Raw genomic sequence first — 20,339 nt, 5'->3', positions numbered from 1 at the left:
TGCCGCAAACGCGGCATGATTTTCCTCCGATGGTCAGCGCACCAGCTCGTAGGCGAATACCACATCGGAATTGTGGAACGTATCCGCAGTGAATGCGATTCCATTTTCGTCCTGCTGAAATTCGACTGTACCGAGCCGTTTCCCGGTGAGGGCGAGGCGGTAGAGCTTCCAGCCGGAGCCGGTGGCGTTCAGCCGGATTCCGGCAATGGCCCGCCTGGCCAGCAGTTGACCGTCGCCGCCGGAGGTCATCACCTTGCAGTCCGGCGCGGTGAAGGCGATCGTTTCCGCTTTCACATCGGCGAGGTGAAGCAGCAGCAGCCGCCCGCTTCGGGCCAGCGGTTTTCCGTCCAGAGCGATCACGCCGACCGTCGCGAAGTTTTTACGGCACTCCGCCGACAGGAAAGTTCCTTTGACGGTTTCGCCCTCGGGAACGACGAGCGCCTCGCTGCGGGAAGTAACCGCGGTGAAGGTCTTGCGGCTGAAGTCGGCGGTCAGTTCGCCGGTGGAGCTTTGGAAACGCTGCCGCTTCAGATCGGCCTGCCCGGGGCTGAGCAGATGGCGTTCCTGCATTCCCTCAACCAGTCGGGAAAAATCGGGCGCATTGAAAACCGGGAGCGCCGTATCGCGGGAATTCAGCTCCCGGTCCAGCGAATAGACCAGCCGGGAATCCGCTGGCAGCGCCGGATTGAACCCGCCGTTTCCATAACCGACCGAACCGACCTTGCCGAAGAACATCAGTTCGCAGGCCGCCTGCGGGTATTCGCCGCGCCACGGATAGTCCCACGGATTTTCCGGCACCGCGACCGGATAGGAAACCTGTGACGGGGCGACGTCCCGGCGGGTGAAGAACGCGATGCCGAGTCGTTCGCCGAGCAGCCGCACCGGATCGTTGACTGTGTCGAAGGTGGTGATCGTGGTGTCGCCGGTCAGCATGTATTTCGCATTGTGGGAGTAGGCGAACCGGTACACCGCGTCCCAATCCTGCATCGCCGCGTAAGCTCCGAAAATCGGCGCTCCCTCGCTGCGGAAGCTGTTCGGGTAGCAGAAGTCGAACTCCGTGACCGTGAAGGGCTTGCCGAACACCCGCGACGGGGCGATCGCCTTCGGCACCAGCAGCCGGACGTTCAGCACGCTGCAGTTGTTGAATTTCGCGGGCAGACTCCACGCGGGGCCGAGAAACTGCGGGTGGTCCCAGTAGAGGTGGTTGTCCACGTAATCGTAATCACGGCGCTGCAGCGTCATCTCCGGAGCGGCGATGTAGTTCTGGTCGGTCAGCGGCGCCCTGACGCCGAGACCGCGCACGAAGGCGGTCAGTTCGTTGCAGCTGCGGCGGTAGGCGTCGATCAGGAAACGGTGGAATAAGGTTTCCCGGTTCTGCGGCGTGACGGCGAGGCTTCGCGCTTTTGTCCAGGCGGCGAACTGCGCTTCGGCCAGTTTCTGAATTTTCGGCGCTCCCTTGCGGTACAGGAACATGAAGCTGTTCTCATTGACCAGGCTCAGGCCGGCCAGCGCCGGGTCTTCGGCCAGCGTCAACCCCGTGTGGGGATTGCGGCGGGTCAGCAACCGGCGGGTGAACTCCTTCAGGTTCGCCATCGCTTCGGGGGAGAAGATGCAACCGAGTTTGTAGTCGCCAAGTTCCATATCGGGAATTTCCCGGTACTCTCCGGCGGCAGGATAGCGGTGGGTGAAAAGGTCGAGCGTGAAATAAATGCCGCGCCGTTTCATCGCGTGGATCAGGTAGTCGAACTGTTCCTGCGCTTTCGGGTCCATGGTCAGGCTGTCCGGCGCCTTGCGGTTCATCAGGTCGCGGTCGAAGTGGTGGAGCCGCACCGCGTTGTAGCCGATCCTGGCGAACCGTTCCGCCAGAAGGTCGGCGGCGTCATGCGCCATGAAGTTCGCGGTCAGGACGAGGTTCGCGCCGTAGAACCGGACCGGTTGGCCGGGACGCCGTTCAAACTCGAAGTGTCCGTCGGGAGTCGTCCGTACTGCGCCGTATTTTCCGGCCGGGGCGTCGAGCAGGAAGGAGAAATCCAGCGCGCTGCCCGGTTCGATTTCCCGTTCCGTCCGGAACGGTTTCCAGTCGGCGTTGCGGTAGAGGGTGAAGCCGGCCGGCGCAGGCAGCCGCACCGTATCCGGGGAGGCGGAGACGGCGGCGATCATCCAGACGGATTTGCCGTTGGATTCAAAGCGGATCTTTTCCACCGGCCTGCCGGGGAGCGGGAAGCCCGCGAGGTAAAGCCCGACCGGGCTTTCCGCGCTGTAGCCGCTGTAGCCGATCACCGCATTTTTGGCCGGGCTGGGCGCCCACCAGTTGTCCACATCGCGCCGGGCAATCACCGGAACCGCCGTTTCGGAGCCGTCGCTGTGAAGTGCCCGGATCGTGCCGATTTCCTCCTCGCCCTGCGGCGGCCAGGCGATCGCGTGGAGCAGGAACAAGGTGCGCAGCGGCCGTCCTCCCGCCGGAATCTCGGCGGATTTCGGGAAATACCGCCGTCCTCCTCCGCCCAGCACAATGCAGCTTTTGCCGCCGTTGGCGGCCGGATCGGCGATCCGGAACGCGACCGGTCCCGCGGTCAGCCTGCCGGAGGGAAGAGCGCGCAGGTCGTTGGTCGGCCCCTGATCGGTCCAGCCGCCTTTGCGGTCATCGGCCGTTTCGTCCGCGAATCCCATATTGGCGGCGGACTCCAGCGGCAGCGGGGAGATGGAGTAGGGATGAAACGTGAGCCGGAGCGACAGGGCGGCGTGTGTCAGGCGGGCCGCCTGCGGTTCCAGCGCGATCCGAAGCGTGAATTTATCCTGCTTGTAAGCGCGGACGTCCAGCACCTGAACAGCAACCGGCGTTTCCGGCTCCGCCAGCAGCCGCCCGGAAGCCAGCGGCAGCTCGATCCGGCGCACGTTCTTCTGTTGCGCGATTACGCCGCCCCGGAACTTCACCGGAAGCGGAACCGGCTTGTTGTCCAGCAGCAGTTCGGTTCCCGCACCGTTCAGCACCGGCAGGTCGATTTCGAGCGCCGCCGCTTTGGTCGGCACCCCTTCTGGACTGTCGAGCGAAAGGGAGAGTTGCAAGGTGCCGGAGTCCGGGGTGCGCAGTTCGGTACGGAATTGCGGATGCACTGGCGATTGCCGCAGCTTCCAGACGCCGGACCAGCTCCGCACTCCGTCGCGCTCGGTGAATTGCGTATTGAAACTGCCGTCGCCCTGCCGGTTGGGAACCCAGTTCTCCCCGTAGTGGAGAAGCTGCACAAAAGCGGTATTGTCCACTTTGATTGTGCCGTTACGTCCGGTTTCAAATACCGACGCGCAAAGGGGCAGGCCGCCCAGCAGCAGCGCCGCGGCCGCACAGAAAACTCTCATGGGGAACTCCTATTTGTTGTTGTATTTGTTGCTGTAGGGGCGGGTCGCATCCGGATACCAGAAGAACGGCGCCAGTTCGTTCTCATTTCCCCAATGGGTATACGCCTTGTCGGGGGCCGAGGCGGCATGGCCGTCCACCAGCAGATAGTTGTGCGCTCCGGCGTGCGGAAAGCGGGCCGCGTTGCACCGCCAGTTGCGTCCGCTCTGGTCGAACGCGTTGTCGTTGTTGATCATCACCATCGAAGGCTGCCTGACCCGCCCGACCTTCAGCCACGGATTCGACCCCGGACTCAGGTAGATGCTCTGGCCGTAGCCGCCGAAACCGACTTCATAGAGGTCCTCGTCGTTGCCGACCTCGTTGCCCAGACAGTCGCGCCATCTGGAGCCGACCGTATAGGAGGGGCAGAGCGGCACGGAATAACGCTGCATCTCCTGCGGCCACAACCCGAAAAAGCCGCCGTTGGGAATATAAAGGCCCTTGCGGTATTTCATCAGGAAAAGTTCGCGCGCATACGGTCCCAGCGCCAGAGGCCAGCGCACCGACTGTTTCGCTCCATACGGCGAAACCGCCGAATCCGACTGCACCCGGCACGGCGCGATGAAGTCATCGTTGTCGCCGGAATACATCTGATGTGCCATTCCCATTTGCTTGAGCTGGTTGATGCAGGTGGCGCTGCGCGCCTTCTCCCGTGCCAGATTCAGTGCCGGTAGCAGCATGCTTGCCAGTATTGCGATAATGGCAATCACAATAAGCAATTCGATCAGTGTAAATTTTGCATTGATCCGCTCCGGGCGGAAGCACGCCGCTTCCGCTTTCCCGGTCCTGGGGCTTTTGCACTGGGCGTATCCGGGAGAGAGCATGGCGGGGACGGGGATGTGCCGGGAAGCTGAACTTCCCGGTAATTCGATTTGGGTGAAACATTTCTTCATCTGCGGGCCTCCACTGTTATTTCATTTTTTCCGGCGGCAGGGAGCGACGGAGTCGCGCCGGTGCAGTTTCCCGACCAGCCGTATGGAGGCGTTGGCGGGATCGCCGGTTTTGTTGATTTTATCCAACAGCAGCCGGGCGGCTGTACGTCCCATCTCCCCGACCGGAATTTCGATGCAGGTCAGTGCCGGATTCACGAAAGCGGCGACCTTCGGGTTGTTGAAGGCGGCGACGCTGACCTCCTCCGGAACCCGGAGGCCGCGCTTGCGGAGCAGGTATTCCACCCGCAGCGCATCGGTGAAAGCGTAGGTCACGAAAGCGGTCGCTCCCTGCGCCAACGCTCCGTCAACCGTTTCGGCGGCGTTGTGGTCGGAGTCGAGGCCGGGCAGCAGCGGCATCAGTTCCCGTTCGCGGCAGAATTCCAGATAGGCTTCGGCCCGCTCCACCACGCTGTAGTGATTCTCCTGAAACTCAAAGTGAACCACTTCGCGCGACCGGTAGTGGCTGACGTAGCCGATCCGGCGGTGGCCGAGCCCATACAGGTAATCCAGCAGCAGAAAGGTATTGGCCCGCTCGTCGACCAGCACGGAAGCCCCGTTCGGACCGGCGATGCCGTTCAGCGAAACATACGGGATGCCGCTGGCGTCGAGTTCGGCAATCTGGCCGGGCAGCCGCACGTCGACCGCGACGGCCCCGGCGACTTTCCACGGCGGCACGCCGTAATTGCGGCGCTGCTCCTGCGGGCAGCTCAGGTAGTGGCTGCTGTAACCGAGCCTGAACAGCTCCTCGCTGAGACAGTCGATGCCTTTGGAAATGTCCGCCCCGCCCATGATGTGCAGCAGATAGGGGAACAGGATCGAAATCTGGCGGTTGTCCTTTTTACGCATCGCCTGGTACATCGGATTGGGGGCGTAACCCAGCTCCGCGGCGCGGGCGAGGATTCTGCCGCGCAATTCCGCCGAAACGGAGAAATTCTTGGACTGATTCACCACTCGGCTGATCGTCGACGGAGAGACTCCGAATTCCGCGGCCAACTCTTTCAGATTCATTGCAGCTTTCCTGTTTTATTCTTACGCAAACTGTTTGCCTGATTGTTTTGCAACCTCGCCGGGATCTCTTTTCCGGGAGGAAACGCCATTGAAACAGGGTAAGGCAAACTGTTTTCCTTAATATTATACGATAAATCGAATCAAAAAGCAACCCCCTGTCCGTTTTTTTTTGAAAAATTACCGGAATCACCGGAAAACAGCGGGCGGAACGGAATTATGCCGATTGTTTTTTCTCCTCTGCCGGTTGCAAAAATCTCCGCGCGGCGGTATTGTTTCGGAAAAGGAGGACGGTGCGATGGATTTCGTTCATGAAAAGGCCGGGGAGGTGCCGGTCGCCGGGGAGTTCGATGTGATCGTCGCGGGCAGCGGCCCCGCCGGGGTTTCCGCCGCTTTGCGCGCCGCGCGCGCCGGAGCGCGCACATTGCTGCTGGAGCAGGGAGGATGTCTCGGCGGCATGTGGACCGCCGGGCTGCTCGGCTGGATTCATGACCACTCCGGCAAGTCCGGGCTGGTCGCGCAGCTCAAGCGGGAACTGCTCCGGCGCGGCGCGGCCGAGGAACCGCCCTGTTCGCCCGCCTTCGCCTTCGAACCGGAGGCGATGAAACTGCTGCTGGAAGAACTTTGTCTGGAATCGAGCGTGACCATCCGCCTCTATACGATGGCCGTCGATGTGTTGTGGAACGCTTCCGGCGGGATCGATTGCCTGCTGACCGAATCCAAATCCGGCCGCGAGGCGTGGAAGGCGCAGATTTTCATCGACGCCACCGGCGACGGCGATATCGCCGCGCTGGCCGGCGCCTCCTTTGAGCAGGGGGAGCCGGGCACCGGCAAGTTGCAGCCGATGTCGCTGATCGCGATGCTGGCGGGAGTGCGGCCGGAGGAAATACGGCCTTACGTGAACGGCTGGACGTGGCGGGCCGAAGCGGTGGCGAACCTGCGCGAACTGCTGACCGCCAACGGCGCGCCGCCGACGTATCACGATGCGTCGCTGTTCCACCTCAGCGGCGAACTTTTTTTGTTGATGGCGAGCCATCAGTATCAGGTTTCCGGAACCAGCGCCGCCGACCTGACCGCCGCGACGATCGAGGCGCGCCGCGCCATTCATGCGCAGGTTGCCGCGCTTCGCCGCAGCGGCCCGCCGTGGGACAGGATACGGCTGGTCAGCACCGCCGAGCGCATCGGCGTGCGTGAAACCCGCCGCGCCGCCGGGCTTTATACGGTCACGGCGCAGGATCTGGCGGAGGGGCGCCGCCACGCCGACGCGGTCTGCCATGTGAACTTCGGCATCGATATTCACGCTCTGACGCCTGGAACCGGACGAGGCACGGTGGGGCCGAAAATGGAGTTTCACCCATACGACATCCCGCTGCGCGCACTGATCAGCCGCGACATTCCGAATCTGCTGCTGGCGGGGCGGTGCATTTCGGGGGATTTCTACGCCCATGCCAGCTACCGGGTCACCGGCAACTGCGTCCCGCTCGGGGAGGCGGCCGGAACCTTGGCCGCGCTGGCGGTCCGGGAGAAAACGGCACCGGCCCGGATTCCCTTCTCCGTGTTTGAAGCGGCTGGTACATTACACCGTGTGTAAGTTTCCTGAACCGGGATTTCGCTCCTTTTGGAGCGACCAAGGCGCTTCGCCCTTGGAACCCGACCGGCAAGGTGCCGGCGCCGGGTACGAGAGCCGGGAAAGGCGTGCCGCCTTTCCCTCCGGGGGGGGAGGCTCCGGTAGAGACAGGCATGGTTGTACAGGAGCGGCACACCGCTCCGGTCGGCGCAAAGCCTGCTTTTTTGCAGGCTTTAGGCACTCCCTGCGCCTGCTGCCGCCGGAGGTCACGCTCGGAACCTCCAGATGCTGACCAAATAATAGACAGATACCCTGATGGAGGCTGGTAAGAGTTTATCTGCCGATATACGCAAAACGAGGTCAGGCAACAATGCAATTGTCATATCACAGGCAAGCATATCTTTGAGTACGAGCCTTACTGAACCTTGCCTGTATGAAAAGGCAGGGGAGAGTTCAGCCTCCATCAGAGTAACTTCACATCAGATGGTTAGCATCTGGAGGTTCCGAGCGTGACCTCCGGCGGCAGCAGGTGCAGGGAGTGCCCGGCGTCGGCAAAAAAGCCGACGCGGTCGCCGACCGGAGCGGTGTGCCGCTCCTGTACAACCTTGCCTGTCTCTACCGGAGCCTCCCCCTCTTGGAGGGAAAGGCGGTAAGCCTTTCCCGGCTCTCAAGTATTCGGCACCGGCACCTTGCCGGTCGGGTTCCAAGGGCGAAGCGCCTTGGTCGCTCCGAAAGGAGCAAAATCCCGGTTCAGGAAACTTACACACGGTGTAATATACTAACTCCAACTGATACAGACGAGTCCTGCCAGCGCGCACGCGAGGCCGAGGCCCGGCAGCAGGCGGAGCTTCTCTTTCAGCACGACGCTGCTGTAAAGCGCGAAGCCGACCATGCAGCTGCTGACCAGAACCGGATAGCTGACCGCGCCCGCCCCGGCTTCCGCGACCAGGTTGAAGCCGCGGTACATCAGGAAGTAACCGCTGACCAGATTCACTCCGGCGAGCAACCCGGCGTAGCGCCAGACCGCGCCGCCGCGCAGCAGGGCGCGGTATTCCGGCGTGAAAAGGCCGCGGCCCTGCATCAGCAGGAACGCCGCCAGCGTGCCAAGCTGGCCCGACAGGGAGCGGCTCACGCTGCCTACCGCGGCGGCCTCCGGAAAATAGCTGGGGAGGTTTGAGAGGTTCTGGTTGATCCCGGCCAGCAGAAAAGAGCAGAGGGCGGCCCGCCGCCAGTCGCTGCCGGTAGAGTTGTTGTCGCGGGCGAGGCCGAAGCAGGCCAGCGCCGCGAGGATTGCTCCCAAGCCGGTGAGGCGGAACGCGGTCAGCGCCACGCCGAAGAAAATCACGCCGGCCAGAAACGGGAAGATCAGCGCGGATTGGACCATCGCCCAGACGATGCCGTTCGGACCGGTCTTCATCGCCTTTCCCATCAGGTTCAGCACGAAATAGTTGAGGAAGCCGGAGCCGAAAATGGAGAGCATCGTCAGCAGCCGGACGTGCGGGGCGCATTCCGGGTCGGGATGGATCAGCAGTACGCCGATGCTGACCGGCAGCATGATCGCGGCGCTCAGCGCCTGTACCGACGGGACTGGAATATTGCGCCGGGCGGCGTGGCCGATCACCGCGCCGAGCACCACCCAGCTTGTTCCGGCGGCGATCAGAAGTGCGATTCCGAGAAGCATCACGCCACCTCTCCCCGGAACGGTTTCAACTTGAACGCGGGCGGCGGCAAGGCGATCTCCGCAGGGGTGGAACAGGCGGAACCAATCATTGTGAACTCCTTTGGTTGTGGGAATGATTCTTTTCTACTATATTCGCTTCCGGGGACAATGTCAATGATATTAATGGTGATTATAGTAATTATTTTGATTCCGCCATTGCATCGGCCCGGAATGGAGGCTATACTATGCGGATATGGATAGGATACCGAAAATTGAAGCCGGTTCGAGCATCCGGTCGCAGATCGTCGCCTTTTACCGGAACCGGATCCGGTCGGGAGAGCTGGCCGCCGGCGCGGTGCTGCCGCCGGCGCGGCTGCTGGCCGCGCAGCTCGGGACCGCCGAGGCGAATGTGCACCACGCCTTTGCCGCGCTGGTCCGCGAGGGGCTGATCGCCCGCCGCCCGCGCGCCGGAACCGTGGTGATCGCCGGGGAGCGCCCGTACCGGGTCGCGTTCTACTTTTCCAGCTACTATACTCTGGTCGGCGAACGGTTCACCCGGCCGCTGATCGCCGGAGTCGAGGCGGAACTCGCCCGGCACGGCATCGAATGTCAGGTGATCTATGAAACCGGTTCCGGCGAGGGGCGAACTTTGCTGGAACAACTGGCGAAGGAGCGGAGCATTCAGGGCGTGATCCTGCGTTCGCTGGCCGCCGGGGAGGCGGCGCAGTTCAAGCGGCTGCCGGTGCCTTTCGTCGCGATTTCCGGGCAGGACGGTCCGCACGGCGTCACATTTTTCACAGAATGCTTCGCCGATCAGGCGGCGCTGGCGCTGAAACTGTCGGGAGGCAGGCGGGCCGGCGTGATCTATACCGGAAAGCTGCATCGCTCCGGCGGCGGCCTGAAAGGGAGGCTGCAGGCCGCTGCCGCCCGGCACGGCGTGGAGCTGCCGGATGAGCTCTGTTTCGACGGCGGATGCGCCGCGGCGTCGGGAATCGACGACTTCGATCTGTTCGCCGGGCATGCGCTCGGAACACTGCTGGACGCGGTCCGGCCGCCGGATTCGGTGCTGCTGCTCTCCGACAATCTGGTGCCCGGCGTGACTATGGAACTGTACCGCCGGAAACTGAATGTGCCTGACCAGCTCCGCATAGCGGTTCACCGCACGGTCGAGAATCCGATCGGTTTCCCGTTCCCGTGCATGCTGGTGGAAAACCGCATCGATGAGCTTGCCGGGCTTCTGGTCGGGCGGCTGCTCGACCTCCATGCCGGGCGTCCGCCCCGCGCCGGGGAGTTGAGCGTGGCCTGCCGGGAGTGGCTGCCCGTTCAGAGATAGACATCCTGCTCTTTGAGTACGGCGCGGAGTGACTGCGGGTCGAGCCCAGCGCCGCACGGTCGGCGGAGATGCAGCGTCCCGCGACCAGCAGCACCGTCGATCCGCTTCCGCCGGATGGCAGGCGTCGCCGGAACCGGCTTCGCAGCCGTGCCCGCCGTCGGGATCGTGCATATCGATGTAATTGGCGTGGCAGGCGACCGCATCCGGGAATTTCCGGGCCGTCATCACCTCCTCGCGGGTCAACACCGGCATGCCGCGCAGCCGCCGGCCATGCAGGAATCCTCGACCAGCAGGGTTTTCGCGCCGTTGCGGGCGGCGGCGAGCGCCGCGCCGATTACAATCACATCGTAACTTTTGTGAAGTCGGCGATATCGGGGTAGCGGTCGCGGTCGATCATCTCATCCGGGTAGGTTTCGACCTTCAGGACCACGTTGACCGGATAGTTCCGGATCAGTTCGGCCGTGTCCATGTGCTCTTTCTGGCCGAGCTGGGCGCGCGTCCATTGCAGGCCGAGGTTGCAGCAGACCTGCATCACCTTGCCGGGATCACAGTGCAGCTTGCGGTTCCACCGGATTTCTCTGATCAGCCAGAGTTTCATGCCGAAGCGGTAGCCACTGTCGCGCACTTCAAAGCGGAGGGTTCCCGCCAGCGGCGCTTTGTTGCTGACCGTGACCGGCAGCCGGACCATGCTGCCGGTTTCAAAGACGTTGCACGGTACGGGCTGTCCCACCGTAAGTTCCAGCGCTCCGGTCGTGAAAGCGGCCAGACTGAGCGGCAGCAGGAATCCCCATTGCGTCTTTTTCAATTTTCACTTCCCGGCTGCAGTTTCAGCAGCGACCATCTGGAAGGATCTTCGGTGGAGAGGTCTTCCACGTCGCCTGGATCGATCTTCCAGCGGGGATGGGATTTATCCGCGTCGTTCACCCGCAGTTCCAGTGCGAGGACCGCACCGGGTTTCGCGTCGAAACCGGAAAGCTCCCGCCACGGAATCGCCAGCTCCGCCTTCCATCCTTTCGGATGGATTTCCGCCCGGTATTTTGCTCCCGGTACCGGTGCGATCATGTCGTTCCGGCGGTTGGCCACCCGACGGAATACCGGCTTGCCGGCGCGGGAGGCCTCCTGTTTCCGGAGGGGCGGGAGGTGTTATAGATAAAAGCCGTTTTCCAAGGTGCGTCCTTCCTGGAAGCACTCGATCAGTTTGCGAAGCTTTTCCAGCGTCAGCGGCTTGAGCATGATGTCGTCGAAGTACTCGATGCCGAAGTTGGTTTTCGCCTCGGTGTCGGCGGTGACGGCCACGATCCGGATGCGTTTGCCGTCCGGCAGCCGGCGCACTTTTTCCGCCAGTTCGGTGCCGTTCATTCCCGGCATCCACATGTCGGTCAGGATCATATCGGGAGTGAACGACTTCAGTTGCTCCAGCGCCTCGGCGCCGGAAGAGGCGCACTCGGTGGAAACTCCGAGCTTTTTGAGCATCGCCGCCAACACCTTCAGGTTCATTGCGACGTCATCGACAAGCAGAAGCGAAAGCGGCCGGATAAGAACCGGCTCCTGTTCTCCGGGAGCTTTTTCCGCCGCCTCCGGCAATCCGGTCCTTTCGTACCGGACATGCTCAAGGATCACGGTGAAACAGCTTCCTTCGCCGACTTTACTGTCGAGCGCCATTCTGCCGCCCATCTGGCCGATCAGCCGCGAGGAGATGGTCAGGCCGAGGCCGGTCCCCTGATAAGCGTGGCTGCCCCGCACTTCATGGTCCTGTACGAAGGGTTCGAAAATCGTTTTCTGGCCCTGCTCGGAAATGCCGATGCCGGTGTCGATCACCCGGATCGTCAGGGTTCCGGCTTCATCGGATTCCGGCCGGAAGTCGATCACAATACGGATCGAACCGGCTTTGGTGAATTTCATCGCGTTGCCGGTCAGGTTCAGCAGGATCTGCCGCAGCCGCAGATTGTCCAGATAGAGATAGGGCAGTTCCGGATCGCATTCGAGGGTGAACTCCAGTTTTTTCTCCGCCGCCTGCAGCCGGAAGATCGAATAGATCTCCCGGCAGAGCGCCTGGAAGTCGTTCCGCTCCGGCGTGATCACAATCTGCCCGGCTTCGATCTTGGAGAGGTCGAGGATATCGTTGATCAGTTTCAGCAGGGCGTTGCCCGCGAAGTTGATCGACTGCAGATATTCATTCTGCTCGCTGCGCGGCAAAGTATCGTTCCGGAGCAGCTCCGAGAAGCCGATCACCGCATTCAGCGGCGTCCGGAGTTCATGGCTCATCGTGGCCAGGAAATAACTCTTGGCCTTGCTGGCGTTCTGGGCATCGAGGACCGCACGGGTCAATTTCTGCTGGATCTGGTTGAATTCCGTGATGTCCAGCATGGTTTTGAGCACATAGGCCAGCCGGCCGTCGAGCAGGATCGGGTTGGCGGTGATCAGGAAATCTTTACCGCGGATATGCATTTCGCAGCAATGCTCGGCGTGGTCGTCGAGCGACTGCCGGACCGGGCAGTTGGAGGGGCAGTTTTCCTCTCCGCAGAAAATCCGGTTGCAGGGGATATGTTCGGCGGCGGCGGCGGCCGGATCGATCAGCGCGATCCGCTGGGCGGCATTGTTCGCGCGCAGCAGGTTCATCTCCCCGTCATACAGGATGATCGGAGTCTTGATCGTATCCATGATCAGCTTCTTTTCGTATTCGCTGCGTTCCAGTTCCTGCTGGCGCACCTTGCGGATCAGGGCGATTTCGATCAGGCGGGCAGTCGCGGTCAACATTTTCTCGGCGATCTCCGGGTAGGGGATCAGCTTGCGCACGTAATCGAAACCGATGAATCCCCAGAGCGTCCCGTTCAGCCAGATGCCGGTGACCAGGATGGAGCGGATCTGCTGCCGTGACAGGGTCTCGTAACCCTCCCGGACGGCGGCGCACTGATCCGGCGCGTCGAGGTCGGCGGAGAAGATCACTTCACGGTTCTGCAGCGCCGCTTCCCATGCCGGGGAGAGTATCAGCGGCAGGTCCTGCAACGTATCGATTTCAGCGGCGATCCCCGGCGCCGTCCACTCGAACTCATTGCAGGAGCACTGCTTTTCGTAATCGCGGGAGAAAATATAGCACCGGTCGGCATCGGCCTGCTCGCCGATCTGCCGCAGCACCTCCCGGATGGCCGACGGGAAATCCTCGGAAAGCAGGATGCTCTCCAACGCCGCGTTGAGGGCGCGCTGCTGTGCTCCGTATACCTGCAGTTCCCCGACCAGCTCCTGTTCCTTGGTCACGTCCATGCTGATGCCGAGCAGCAGCCGGCGTCCGTCTTCATGCGTGACGACTCCCTTGATGCAGCGCAGGGCATGCCGGTGGCCGTCAGCCAGGATCACTTCCTCGTGGAAGTCGGACACTCCGCCCGCTTCCAGGGCGGCGCGGTCGCTTTCCCCGCAGAGCCGGGCGTTTTCCGGCAGCAGCAGTTCGGGATCGCACCGGCCGATCACTTCCCGCCCGGTCAGGCCGAATGCTTCGGCGAACACCCGGTTGTACATCAGGTAGCGGAATTCATGATCGGCATCCTTGACGAACAGTGCGCACGGCAGGTTGTCCATGATCGCATGCAGCAGCTCATTGGATTTCTTCAATTCATTGCGGTTTTCCGTCAGCTCGGTGATATCCACGCCGATCCCCAGCAGCAGGTCGTTGCCCGATTCGCGGTGCAGCCGCACCTTCCGGGTCTGCAGCCTGATGAAACGGCCGCCGGGCCGGGGAAGCTCCTCGATGATGATCTGCGATCCGCCCTGATGCATCGCCTGTGCGTCGTCGGCCTGGAATTTCTTTGCCTGTTCGATCGGCATGATATCGAAATCGGTGCGGCCGATCAGCTTTTCCCGCTCCGTTCCGAGTGCGTCAATGCAGGTCCGGCTGGCGAACAGATAGCGGTCTTCGTTGTAGAAGTCCTTGATGAACAGCGGGGTCGGCAGGTTGTCGAAAATATCCTCCAGCAGCCGGTTCTTCTCGTGGAGCTGCGCTTCCATCTTCAACTCCCGGGTAATGTCCACGCCGATGCCGAGCAGCAGCCGGGTTCCGTCCGGCCGGGCCAGCACTGTCTGGACCACCTTCAGATCGTGGGCATTTCCGAAGCGGTCCGTCAATGTGATCGTGACTTCGCTGCGCCCTTCGGCGAGGGCCGCCGCGTCCGCCCGCCGGAATTGTTCCGCGCTTTCCGGCGGCAGGAATTCGGCGTCGGTTTTGCCGACCAGTTCATTTTCCTTCTGCCCCACCAGCAGGCCGACCTTGCGGCTGACCATCAGGTGACGCAGCCCCTGCTCAATTTCCTTGACCCAGATGTAGCCGGGGATGTTATCCAGCACGTCATGGAGCAGCGCGGAGGTGTTCCGGTAGCCCAGTTCCCGTTCGCGGAAACCGGTTACGTCGCGGATGATGCCGAAAAACTCTTTTTTTTCGCTGACCGGAGAAATATCGTCGAACATCAGAATTTCGTAATAGCGGAATTTTTCCGCTTTCTGAAGCCGGTAGAGCTGCCGGAATTCCCGCCTTTTTCCGGAAAACAGCTCCTCACGGCAGTTCTGCAGTTCCGGCAGGTCGCCGGGATATATCCACTCCTCGACCTTCTGCGGTTTTCCATCACGTCGGGGCCAGAAGGCCTCATTCGCCGCCTGCAGGAATTCCCGGTTTTCGTCGCAGCGGAAAAAGGTCATCTCACCCGCCGTCAGGGCTTTTTCCAGGACTGCCTTCTGGACATGCAGGCGGTCGCGCCGCTCGTACTCGGCAGTCACATCGCGGAAGACCAGAACGGCTCCGGCAAGGACGCCGTTGCGATCGATGATGGGGGCGGCGCTGTCGGCAATATGGCGGCGCGTTCCGTCTTTTGCGATCAGATCGGTATGGTTCGCCAGAGTCACGATTTCCCGGGTCTGCAAAGCTTTGCGCAGCGGAGACGAAACCGGGGACTGGTCGACATAGCTGACGATATTGAAAATATCTTCGAGCTTCTTTCCCGCAGCTTCCTGAGGGGAGAAGCCGGTCAGGTCGGCGGAAACCTGATTCAACAGCGTGACCCGCTCCTTTGCATCGGTGACGATTACTCCGTCGCCGATGGATTCCAGCGTCAGGCGCATCTGTTCGGCGGTCTCCTGATATTTGAGCCGCAGCCGGTGCAATTCCTCAATGTCGAGGGAGGCCCAGAGCACGGCTTCGGTGCCGAACACCTCACGGGGCAGTTTCCGGAAATCGGCGCGCCGGAGGCGGCCGCCGAGCCCCGGATAATTCACCGAAAGCGGTTCCCCGGTTTTCAGCACCTGCTGGGAGCTTTCCCACAATACCGTGAATTCCTCTTTGAAAATCCGGCGGAGGGTGAGCAGCTCATCCCGGAACGGGTCCTGGTCGCCGGTCCGGGCGAACAGGACCTTGCCGGTGGCGTCCACGACCATCAACCGGGCCGGAGAAGCGTCGAAAATCGCGCGCATGCGCCGATTGTAACGGTTGCGCAGCAGCGCCCAGGCCAGCAGGCCGAGCAGGAGTCCCCCCAGCACCATGCTTCCGGGCAGCAGAATGTCCGCGTATTTCCGGGAGAAGGAAGGAGGCCGGTTCAATACAACCGAACCGGAAGGAAGGCGTGAGGAGGAGATGCCGAACGCCTGCAGCTTCCGGTGATCGAACCGCTGTTCGGTTTCCATTTCCCGTATCGGGAGGCTGGAAGGAGAAGCGCCGCGCAGAACCTGCTGGAGCAGTTCGCCGGTCCGGGCGCCGAGTTTTTCGCCGGAAACCATCACCCCGCCGATCGCGAATTGACGCTGGAGCGGAATACTGTCGGTATTGATCAGAAGAGGAACATGCGGGGTGTTTTCCAGCAATTTCTCCTGCAATGTGCTCCGGGAGAGCTTCGGGCCGTCGTCGGAGGTGAACCAGTCGTTGTAGAGGATCAGCGAGTCAGCCGGGAGGTGTTTCAGGTACGTCAGCAGCTTTTCCGTCGAAATGGCACTGCCGCTCAGGATGGTCAGTTCACCCGGGAAACTGATGTCGGCGCGGTAGCTTTCAAGCTGCTCCGCGACAGCCTGGCCGTCGGCGGCGGGATTGGTCAATACCACGATTTTTCTGAGTGTCGGGAACAGCTTCATGCCCAGTTGAATGTTCATCCGGTTGGTGAGCGGCATCGTGATTCCGGTCATGTTGGGCAGATACCCGGCGCGCTTCATCCGGGGAGACTCCCAATAGCTTGAGAACACGATCGGGGTCTGATCGGGAGTTTTCAGTTTCCCCTGCAGGAAAAGCTCCAATGCCGGGTTGGAAAGCACCACGATCGAGTCATAGCGATAGCTGTCCAGGCGGGTCTGGAGACGGGCGATATCGCCTGTGCGGGGCCGGGCGTCCGGCTGCGTGCTGACATTCAGTTCGAAAAGTTCGATTGCAGCCGCCAGATCACTGAGCTGCAGATTGCGGCGCAGGCCGTTGAGAATGTCGTTGGCCCACTGGTAGTCGGCGCTGTAGGAGATGATGCACAATACGTTTTTATTCGGCGAGTTGCCGTTTGAAATGGCAGGAGTGAAAAACAACACCGCAGCCAGCACAAGCATGCCATGCCGGATCCGTTTGGAACAGATGACTCTCATTTGAACTTATACCTGGAAAATAGTTGATTCCGGATTTTCGGGGAAATGACTACGGCGCACAATCGGAAAAATCTTATCGGCGAATTCGAAAAAACATCTTTTTCAAATTGACGCTGAAAAATAAAGGAACTTGATTGTAAAATAGATGCGTTTCATTAAAAAAGCAAATGAGGATGCAACATACTTTCGCAAAAAGTCACTTCCTGACGAATCCGGTGACCGCGGGGAAGGTTCACCTGGCGGAAACTCCGGCGTCATGGCCGGAGATATTGAAAAATTAACGCCGTGTGCGAGTTTCTTGAGCCGGGATTTCGGCTTCGACCGGATAGCACCCGGAGGCAGGTACTGCCGATAAAGCTGTGATAGACGTTACACGCCCCCGGCCGCCGGAGGCGAGTCGCAAGGGGAGCCTGCCGTTTTGAAGGCAGGCGGATCTGCCTGCCCTGCGGGCAGCAGACCTTGTGCGCTATGCGGCCTGATTTTCAATCAGGCTCCGGTAGCTGGGCGCTTCGCGGCGGCAAGGTGCCGCTGCCGTGACTGTCTTCGGCGACAAGGGGCGACGCGCCCCCGGCCGTCGGAGGCATCCCATCCCCTAGAAGTCAAACGGGGACTTTTTGCGTTCCTCCACCATCGCGCGGAGTTTTTCCTTCAGTTCGCCGATTTCGCCGGAAGCGGCGGAGGCCGGGACGATTTCAATCGGCTCGCTGGCCAGTTCGGCGCGGAGAAGCTCAAGGTTTTCCGCGGCGCCGGGCAGGTCCATCTTGTTCGCGACGACCAGTGCCGGGCGCTTGGAAAGTCCTTTCATATACAGTTCCAGCTCCTCGCGGAGATGCGCGAGGTCATCCCACGGCAGGCGGCCGTCGACGCCCCCCATGTCCAGCACGTAGGCGAGTACGACGGTGCGCTCGATGTGTTTCAGGAATGCATGTCCGAGGCCGACGTTGTCATGCGCTCCCTCGATCAGTCCCGGAATATCGGCGACGGTCAGCCGCGAATAATCCGGGTATTCGATCACGCCGACCACCGGATGAAGCGTGGTGAAGGGATACGGCGCTACTTTGGGGCGCGCCGCCGAAACCGCGCGCAGCAGCGTGGATTTCCCGGCATTCGGATATCCCACCAGGCCGACATCGGCGATGGTTTTGAGTTCGAGATTCAGCTCGCGCTCCTCGCCCGGTTCGCCCGGCTCCCATTCGCGCGGCGCGCGGTTGGTGTTGGTCGCGAAACGGGGATTGCCCCGGCCGCCCCGGCCGCCGACTGCGACGGTGACCTGTTTGCCGTTTTCCTCCATGTCGGCGATGAGTTCGCCGGTGGTGCGGTCGGTGATCACGGTTCCGACCGGAACCTTCAGGATGATGTCCTGCGCCTTGCGGCCGTGCATGTTGGAGCCTTTGCCCTGCTCGCCGTTTCTGGCCTGGTAATGGCGGTTGTAAATCAGGCTGACCAGGCTCTGTTCGCTGTTGGTCGCTTCGAGGATCACATTGCCGCCGGCACCGCCGTCGCCGCCGTCCGGACCGCCGCGCGGCACGAATTTCTCCCGGTGGAAACTGCAGCAGCCGTTGCCGCCGTCACCGGCTTTGACCGTGATGGTCGCTTTGTCTACAAACACTTCATGACTCCTCAGATAAAACTGGTTATGACTTCCGCATCTCAATACTGATGTTAATGTACCGCCGAATCCGGAATTTACAACTTTCCGGGGAACAGACACCAAAAAACCCCGGAAATCACAGTAACTTCCCGGGGTCTTTCGTTATCAAACAGAATCGCTTCGGATTTCCGCTCAGTTGGCGGAAGCCGGAACGATGCTGACCTTGCGCTGCTCCTTGCGGAACTCGACGGTGCCGTCGCAGAGGGCAAAGAGGGTGAAGTCGCGGCCGCAGCCGACGTTGTTGCCCGGACGGAAACGGGTGCCGCGCTGACGCACGATGATGGAACCGGCAGAGACGGTTTCGCCGCCAAACGCCTTGATACCCAGAAATTTCGGCTTGCTGTCGCGGCCGTTGCGGCTGCTGGACTGACCTTTTTTGTGTGCCATGATTCAAAAATCCTTGCGTTATATGAAAAATTTTGTTTAAACACAAATCATCTATCGACGAATTATTAAAATAACCCTTCTTTCTGGAAATTCAAGCCGGTTGACGAAAAATCTTGCCGAATCTCCCCGCTCCCGTGAAAATACGGCAGCGGCAACGGCTTCCGGAAGGCTCATTTCCGAACCGGCGGCGGCTCGGAGGGCAGTATATACACGCGGTGGGAGTCGGCGAATTCCATGCCGCCTTCGATCCGCTTGTTGCGCAATATCCACAGCTCCGGGGATTTGCCGTCGTAGCCGGCGGCGTCTTTGCGCACGCGCACATTGCGTTTCAGATAGTAGTTCGCCGCGCCGGAGGTGCGTTCGGGAGGATCGTACAACACCAGTTCCGCACCGGTGCTCCGGGCCTGACCGGAACAATATTCGAACAGGCCCCGCAGCGACTCCTTTTCCTGCCGGTGATGCCACACGATCGATTCGACCGTTCCGGTCAGGAATCCGGCGGCAATCAGCACCAGCAGCACCGCCGCCGAAACCCGCCGTTTCCGGAGGAGATTACAGGCGGCAACCGCTGTTCCGATTGTCAGAGTGCCGGCCGCGAAGCCGGGAACTCCGCCGAACGCCCCCGCCAGCCCGGCGACGGCAACGCCCGCCGGAACCCATCGCACGATTTTCAGGAGCGCCGCCGCCCCTTTCCAGCCGCAGTCGCGCCAGCGGGCAACCGCCCACAGCGCGAACTCCCCGGCGATCAGCGCGGAGGGTGCGCACAGCGGCAGCAGATACACCATCCGTTTGCTGGAGGAGGCGGTCAGCAGCAAATAGGGGAACAGCAGAAAACAGAGCAGAAAGAGGGCTGTTTCCCGCTTCTCATGCCGGAACTGCCGAACAAGCAGCCAGATGCCGCCGAGCAGCAGCACCAGCCATGGCTGGAACTGTTCGGGCAAATGGAGCAAATATTCGTAGACCGGCGCGAGATGATCGCCCTGACTGCCGGAGAAACGTCCGAGATTGTTGGTGAAAACCACCGTATCGAAAGCTCCCTGTCCTTCGCGCTGGAACAGCAGCCAGAGCCAGATTCCCACCGGAACCAGCGAGACGGCCCCGCCCGCCGCCATCGCCAGATAGTTTTTCCAGCGGAATTTCCGCTCCAGGATATCGCGCAGCACCAGAAAGCCGCCGAGCGCGACCGCGGGCAGCGCCGCGCCGACCAGCCCCTTGGTCAGAATCCCCGCCGCCAGTCCGGCCGTGCCGACGCACCAGAATCCGAACCGCTTCGCGCCGTTCCGTTCGGTCAACATCGCGTAGAAGCCGTAAACCGCCAGCAGCACCGCGAACGCCAGCAGCATATCCACCCGGCAGGAACGGGCGTTCGACAGATATTGCGCACAGGTCAGCAGCAGCACGCAAGAGAGAAACGCCCCGATGCCGGAAAAGCCGAGGCGCCGCCCCAGCGCGAACAGTGTCAGCACTCCGCCGAACGCCGCCAGCGCCGCCGGAACCGCCGCCGCAAAGTCGTTGATGCCGAACAGCGAAAAGCCGATCGCCTGCAACCAGTAGAACAGCGGCGGGTACTCCAGGAAAGGTTCGCCGTTCAGCCGCGGCACCAGCCAGTCGCCGCGGAATACCATTTCGGCGCTGATCCCGGCCACCCGGGTTTCGTCGCCGCTTGCCACGCCGTTGGTCCAGACGCCGCATCCGATCCACACCGCCGCCAGGACCGCCAGCCAGACCAGATAGTTCCGGGCGGGAATCCGGCCCAGTTTCAGGAAGAATTCATTCATATTTCTTGTTCTCCGGGTTGTTTTCCTTATAAGATAGCATA

Annotated in this window: 12 protein-coding genes; 2 read left to right on the top strand and 10 right to left on the bottom strand. The window is 61.5% G+C overall.

The features are described 5' to 3' along the window. Window positions 1–33 precede the first annotated feature (33 nt). Genes C8D82_RS09130 through C8D82_RS09120 form a run of 3 tightly spaced genes read right to left on the bottom strand, consistent with a single transcriptional unit; the run spans window position 34 to window position 5,331 of the window. Entirely contained in the window at window positions 34–3,354 is a 3,321-nt protein-coding gene (locus C8D82_RS09130) for a hypothetical protein (RefSeq protein WP_116883974.1), read from the bottom strand. A gap of 9 nt (window positions 3,355–3,363) precedes the next feature. Then, window positions 3,364–4,284, bottom strand: a complete 921-nt coding sequence (locus tag C8D82_RS09125; protein WP_207776099.1) for a DUF1559 family PulG-like putative transporter — start codon at window positions 4,282–4,284, stop codon at window positions 3,364–3,366. Between the two features lie 21 nt (window positions 4,285–4,305). After that, window positions 4,306–5,331 carry a LacI family DNA-binding transcriptional regulator gene (locus C8D82_RS09120; RefSeq protein WP_116883973.1) on the bottom strand — a complete coding sequence of 342 codons (1,026 nt, stop codon included), beginning with the start codon at window positions 5,329–5,331 and terminating at the stop codon, window positions 4,306–4,308. 295 nt (window positions 5,332–5,626) lie between these two features. Here C8D82_RS09120 and C8D82_RS09115 point away from each other — a divergent pair, with 295 nt between their 5' ends. Then, window positions 5,627–6,919: an FAD-dependent oxidoreductase gene (locus C8D82_RS09115; protein WP_133245128.1), complete on the top strand. Its 1,293-nt coding sequence runs from the start codon at window positions 5,627–5,629 to the stop codon at window positions 6,917–6,919. Window positions 6,920–7,673: 754 nt separating this feature from the next. Here the strand turns inward: C8D82_RS09115 and C8D82_RS09110 are convergent. Next, window positions 7,674–8,579: a hypothetical protein gene (locus C8D82_RS09110; protein ID WP_133245127.1), complete on the bottom strand. Its 906-nt coding sequence runs from the start codon at window positions 8,577–8,579 to the stop codon at window positions 7,674–7,676. Window positions 8,580–8,808: 229 nt separating this feature from the next. Between C8D82_RS09110 and C8D82_RS09105 the strand changes: the two genes are divergently transcribed. Beyond that, window positions 8,809–9,888, top strand: coding sequence for a GntR family transcriptional regulator (locus tag C8D82_RS09105; RefSeq protein ID WP_116883970.1), 1,080 nt, complete (start codon window positions 8,809–8,811; stop codon window positions 9,886–9,888). Between the two features lie 340 nt (window positions 9,889–10,228). Here C8D82_RS09105 and C8D82_RS09095 read toward each other — a convergent pair whose 3' ends face one another. From C8D82_RS09095 to C8D82_RS09070, 6 genes are all read right to left on the bottom strand, one after another. Continuing rightward, entirely contained in the window at window positions 10,229–10,693 is a 465-nt protein-coding gene (locus tag C8D82_RS09095; protein WP_116883968.1) for a hypothetical protein, read from the bottom strand. Continuing rightward, entirely contained in the window at window positions 10,690–10,950 is a 261-nt protein-coding gene (locus C8D82_RS09090) for a DOMON domain-containing protein (protein ID WP_133245126.1), read from the bottom strand. The genes C8D82_RS09095 and C8D82_RS09090 overlap by 4 nt, the downstream gene beginning before the upstream one ends. 81 nt (window positions 10,951–11,031) lie before the next feature. After that, window positions 11,032–16,482 (bottom strand): PAS domain-containing protein, encoded by a 5,451-nt coding sequence (locus C8D82_RS09085; RefSeq protein ID WP_116883966.1) that lies wholly within the window; start codon window positions 16,480–16,482, stop codon window positions 11,032–11,034. Window positions 16,483–17,074: 592 nt separating this feature from the next. Continuing rightward, window positions 17,075–18,091 (bottom strand): GTPase ObgE, encoded by a 1,017-nt coding sequence (gene obgE / locus C8D82_RS09080; RefSeq protein ID WP_165832963.1) that lies wholly within the window; start codon window positions 18,089–18,091, stop codon window positions 17,075–17,077. Window positions 18,092–18,265: 174 nt separating this feature from the next. Further along, window positions 18,266–18,520, bottom strand: coding sequence for a 50S ribosomal protein L27 (gene rpmA, locus C8D82_RS09075; protein ID WP_116883964.1), 255 nt, complete (start codon window positions 18,518–18,520; stop codon window positions 18,266–18,268). A 170-nt stretch (window positions 18,521–18,690) separates the two neighbouring features. Beyond that, on the bottom strand, window positions 18,691–20,298 hold the full coding sequence (locus C8D82_RS09070) for an ArnT family glycosyltransferase (protein WP_116883963.1): 1,608 nt from the start codon (window positions 20,296–20,298) through the stop codon (window positions 18,691–18,693). Window positions 20,299–20,339 lie beyond the last annotated feature (41 nt).

It is taken from the genome of Victivallis vadensis (assembly GCF_003096415.1).
In the GTDB taxonomy this organism is placed as follows: domain Bacteria; phylum Verrucomicrobiota; class Lentisphaeria; order Victivallales; family Victivallaceae; genus Victivallis; species Victivallis vadensis.
The sequence above is the reverse complement of the archived record's forward strand: the minus strand, read 5'-3'. Positions and strand labels throughout refer to the sequence as shown.

Bases quoted from the DNA above. Each gene is read 5' to 3' on its own strand.
- C8D82_RS09130 (WP_116883974.1), bottom strand. From the start codon at position 3,354: ATGAGAGTTTTCTGTGCGGCCGCGGCGCTGCTGCTGGGCGGCCTGCCC.
- C8D82_RS09125 (WP_207776099.1), bottom strand. From the start codon at position 4,284: ATGAAGAAATGTTTCACCCAAATCGAATTACCGGGAAGTTCAGCTTCC.
- C8D82_RS09120 (WP_116883973.1), bottom strand. From the start codon at position 5,331: ATGAATCTGAAAGAGTTGGCCGCGGAATTCGGAGTCTCTCCGTCGACG.
- C8D82_RS09115 (WP_133245128.1), top strand. From the start codon at position 5,627: ATGGATTTCGTTCATGAAAAGGCCGGGGAGGTGCCGGTCGCCGGGGAG.
- C8D82_RS09105 (WP_116883970.1), top strand. From the start codon at position 8,809: ATGGATAGGATACCGAAAATTGAAGCCGGTTCGAGCATCCGGTCGCAG.
- C8D82_RS09090 (WP_133245126.1), bottom strand. From the start codon at position 10,950: ATGATCGCACCGGTACCGGGAGCAAAATACCGGGCGGAAATCCATCCG.
- C8D82_RS09085 (WP_116883966.1), bottom strand. From the start codon at position 16,482: ATGAGAGTCATCTGTTCCAAACGGATCCGGCATGGCATGCTTGTGCTG.
- rpmA (WP_116883964.1), bottom strand. From the start codon at position 18,520: ATGGCACACAAAAAAGGTCAGTCCAGCAGCCGCAACGGCCGCGACAGC.
- C8D82_RS09070 (WP_116883963.1), bottom strand. From the start codon at position 20,298: ATGAATGAATTCTTCCTGAAACTGGGCCGGATTCCCGCCCGGAACTAT.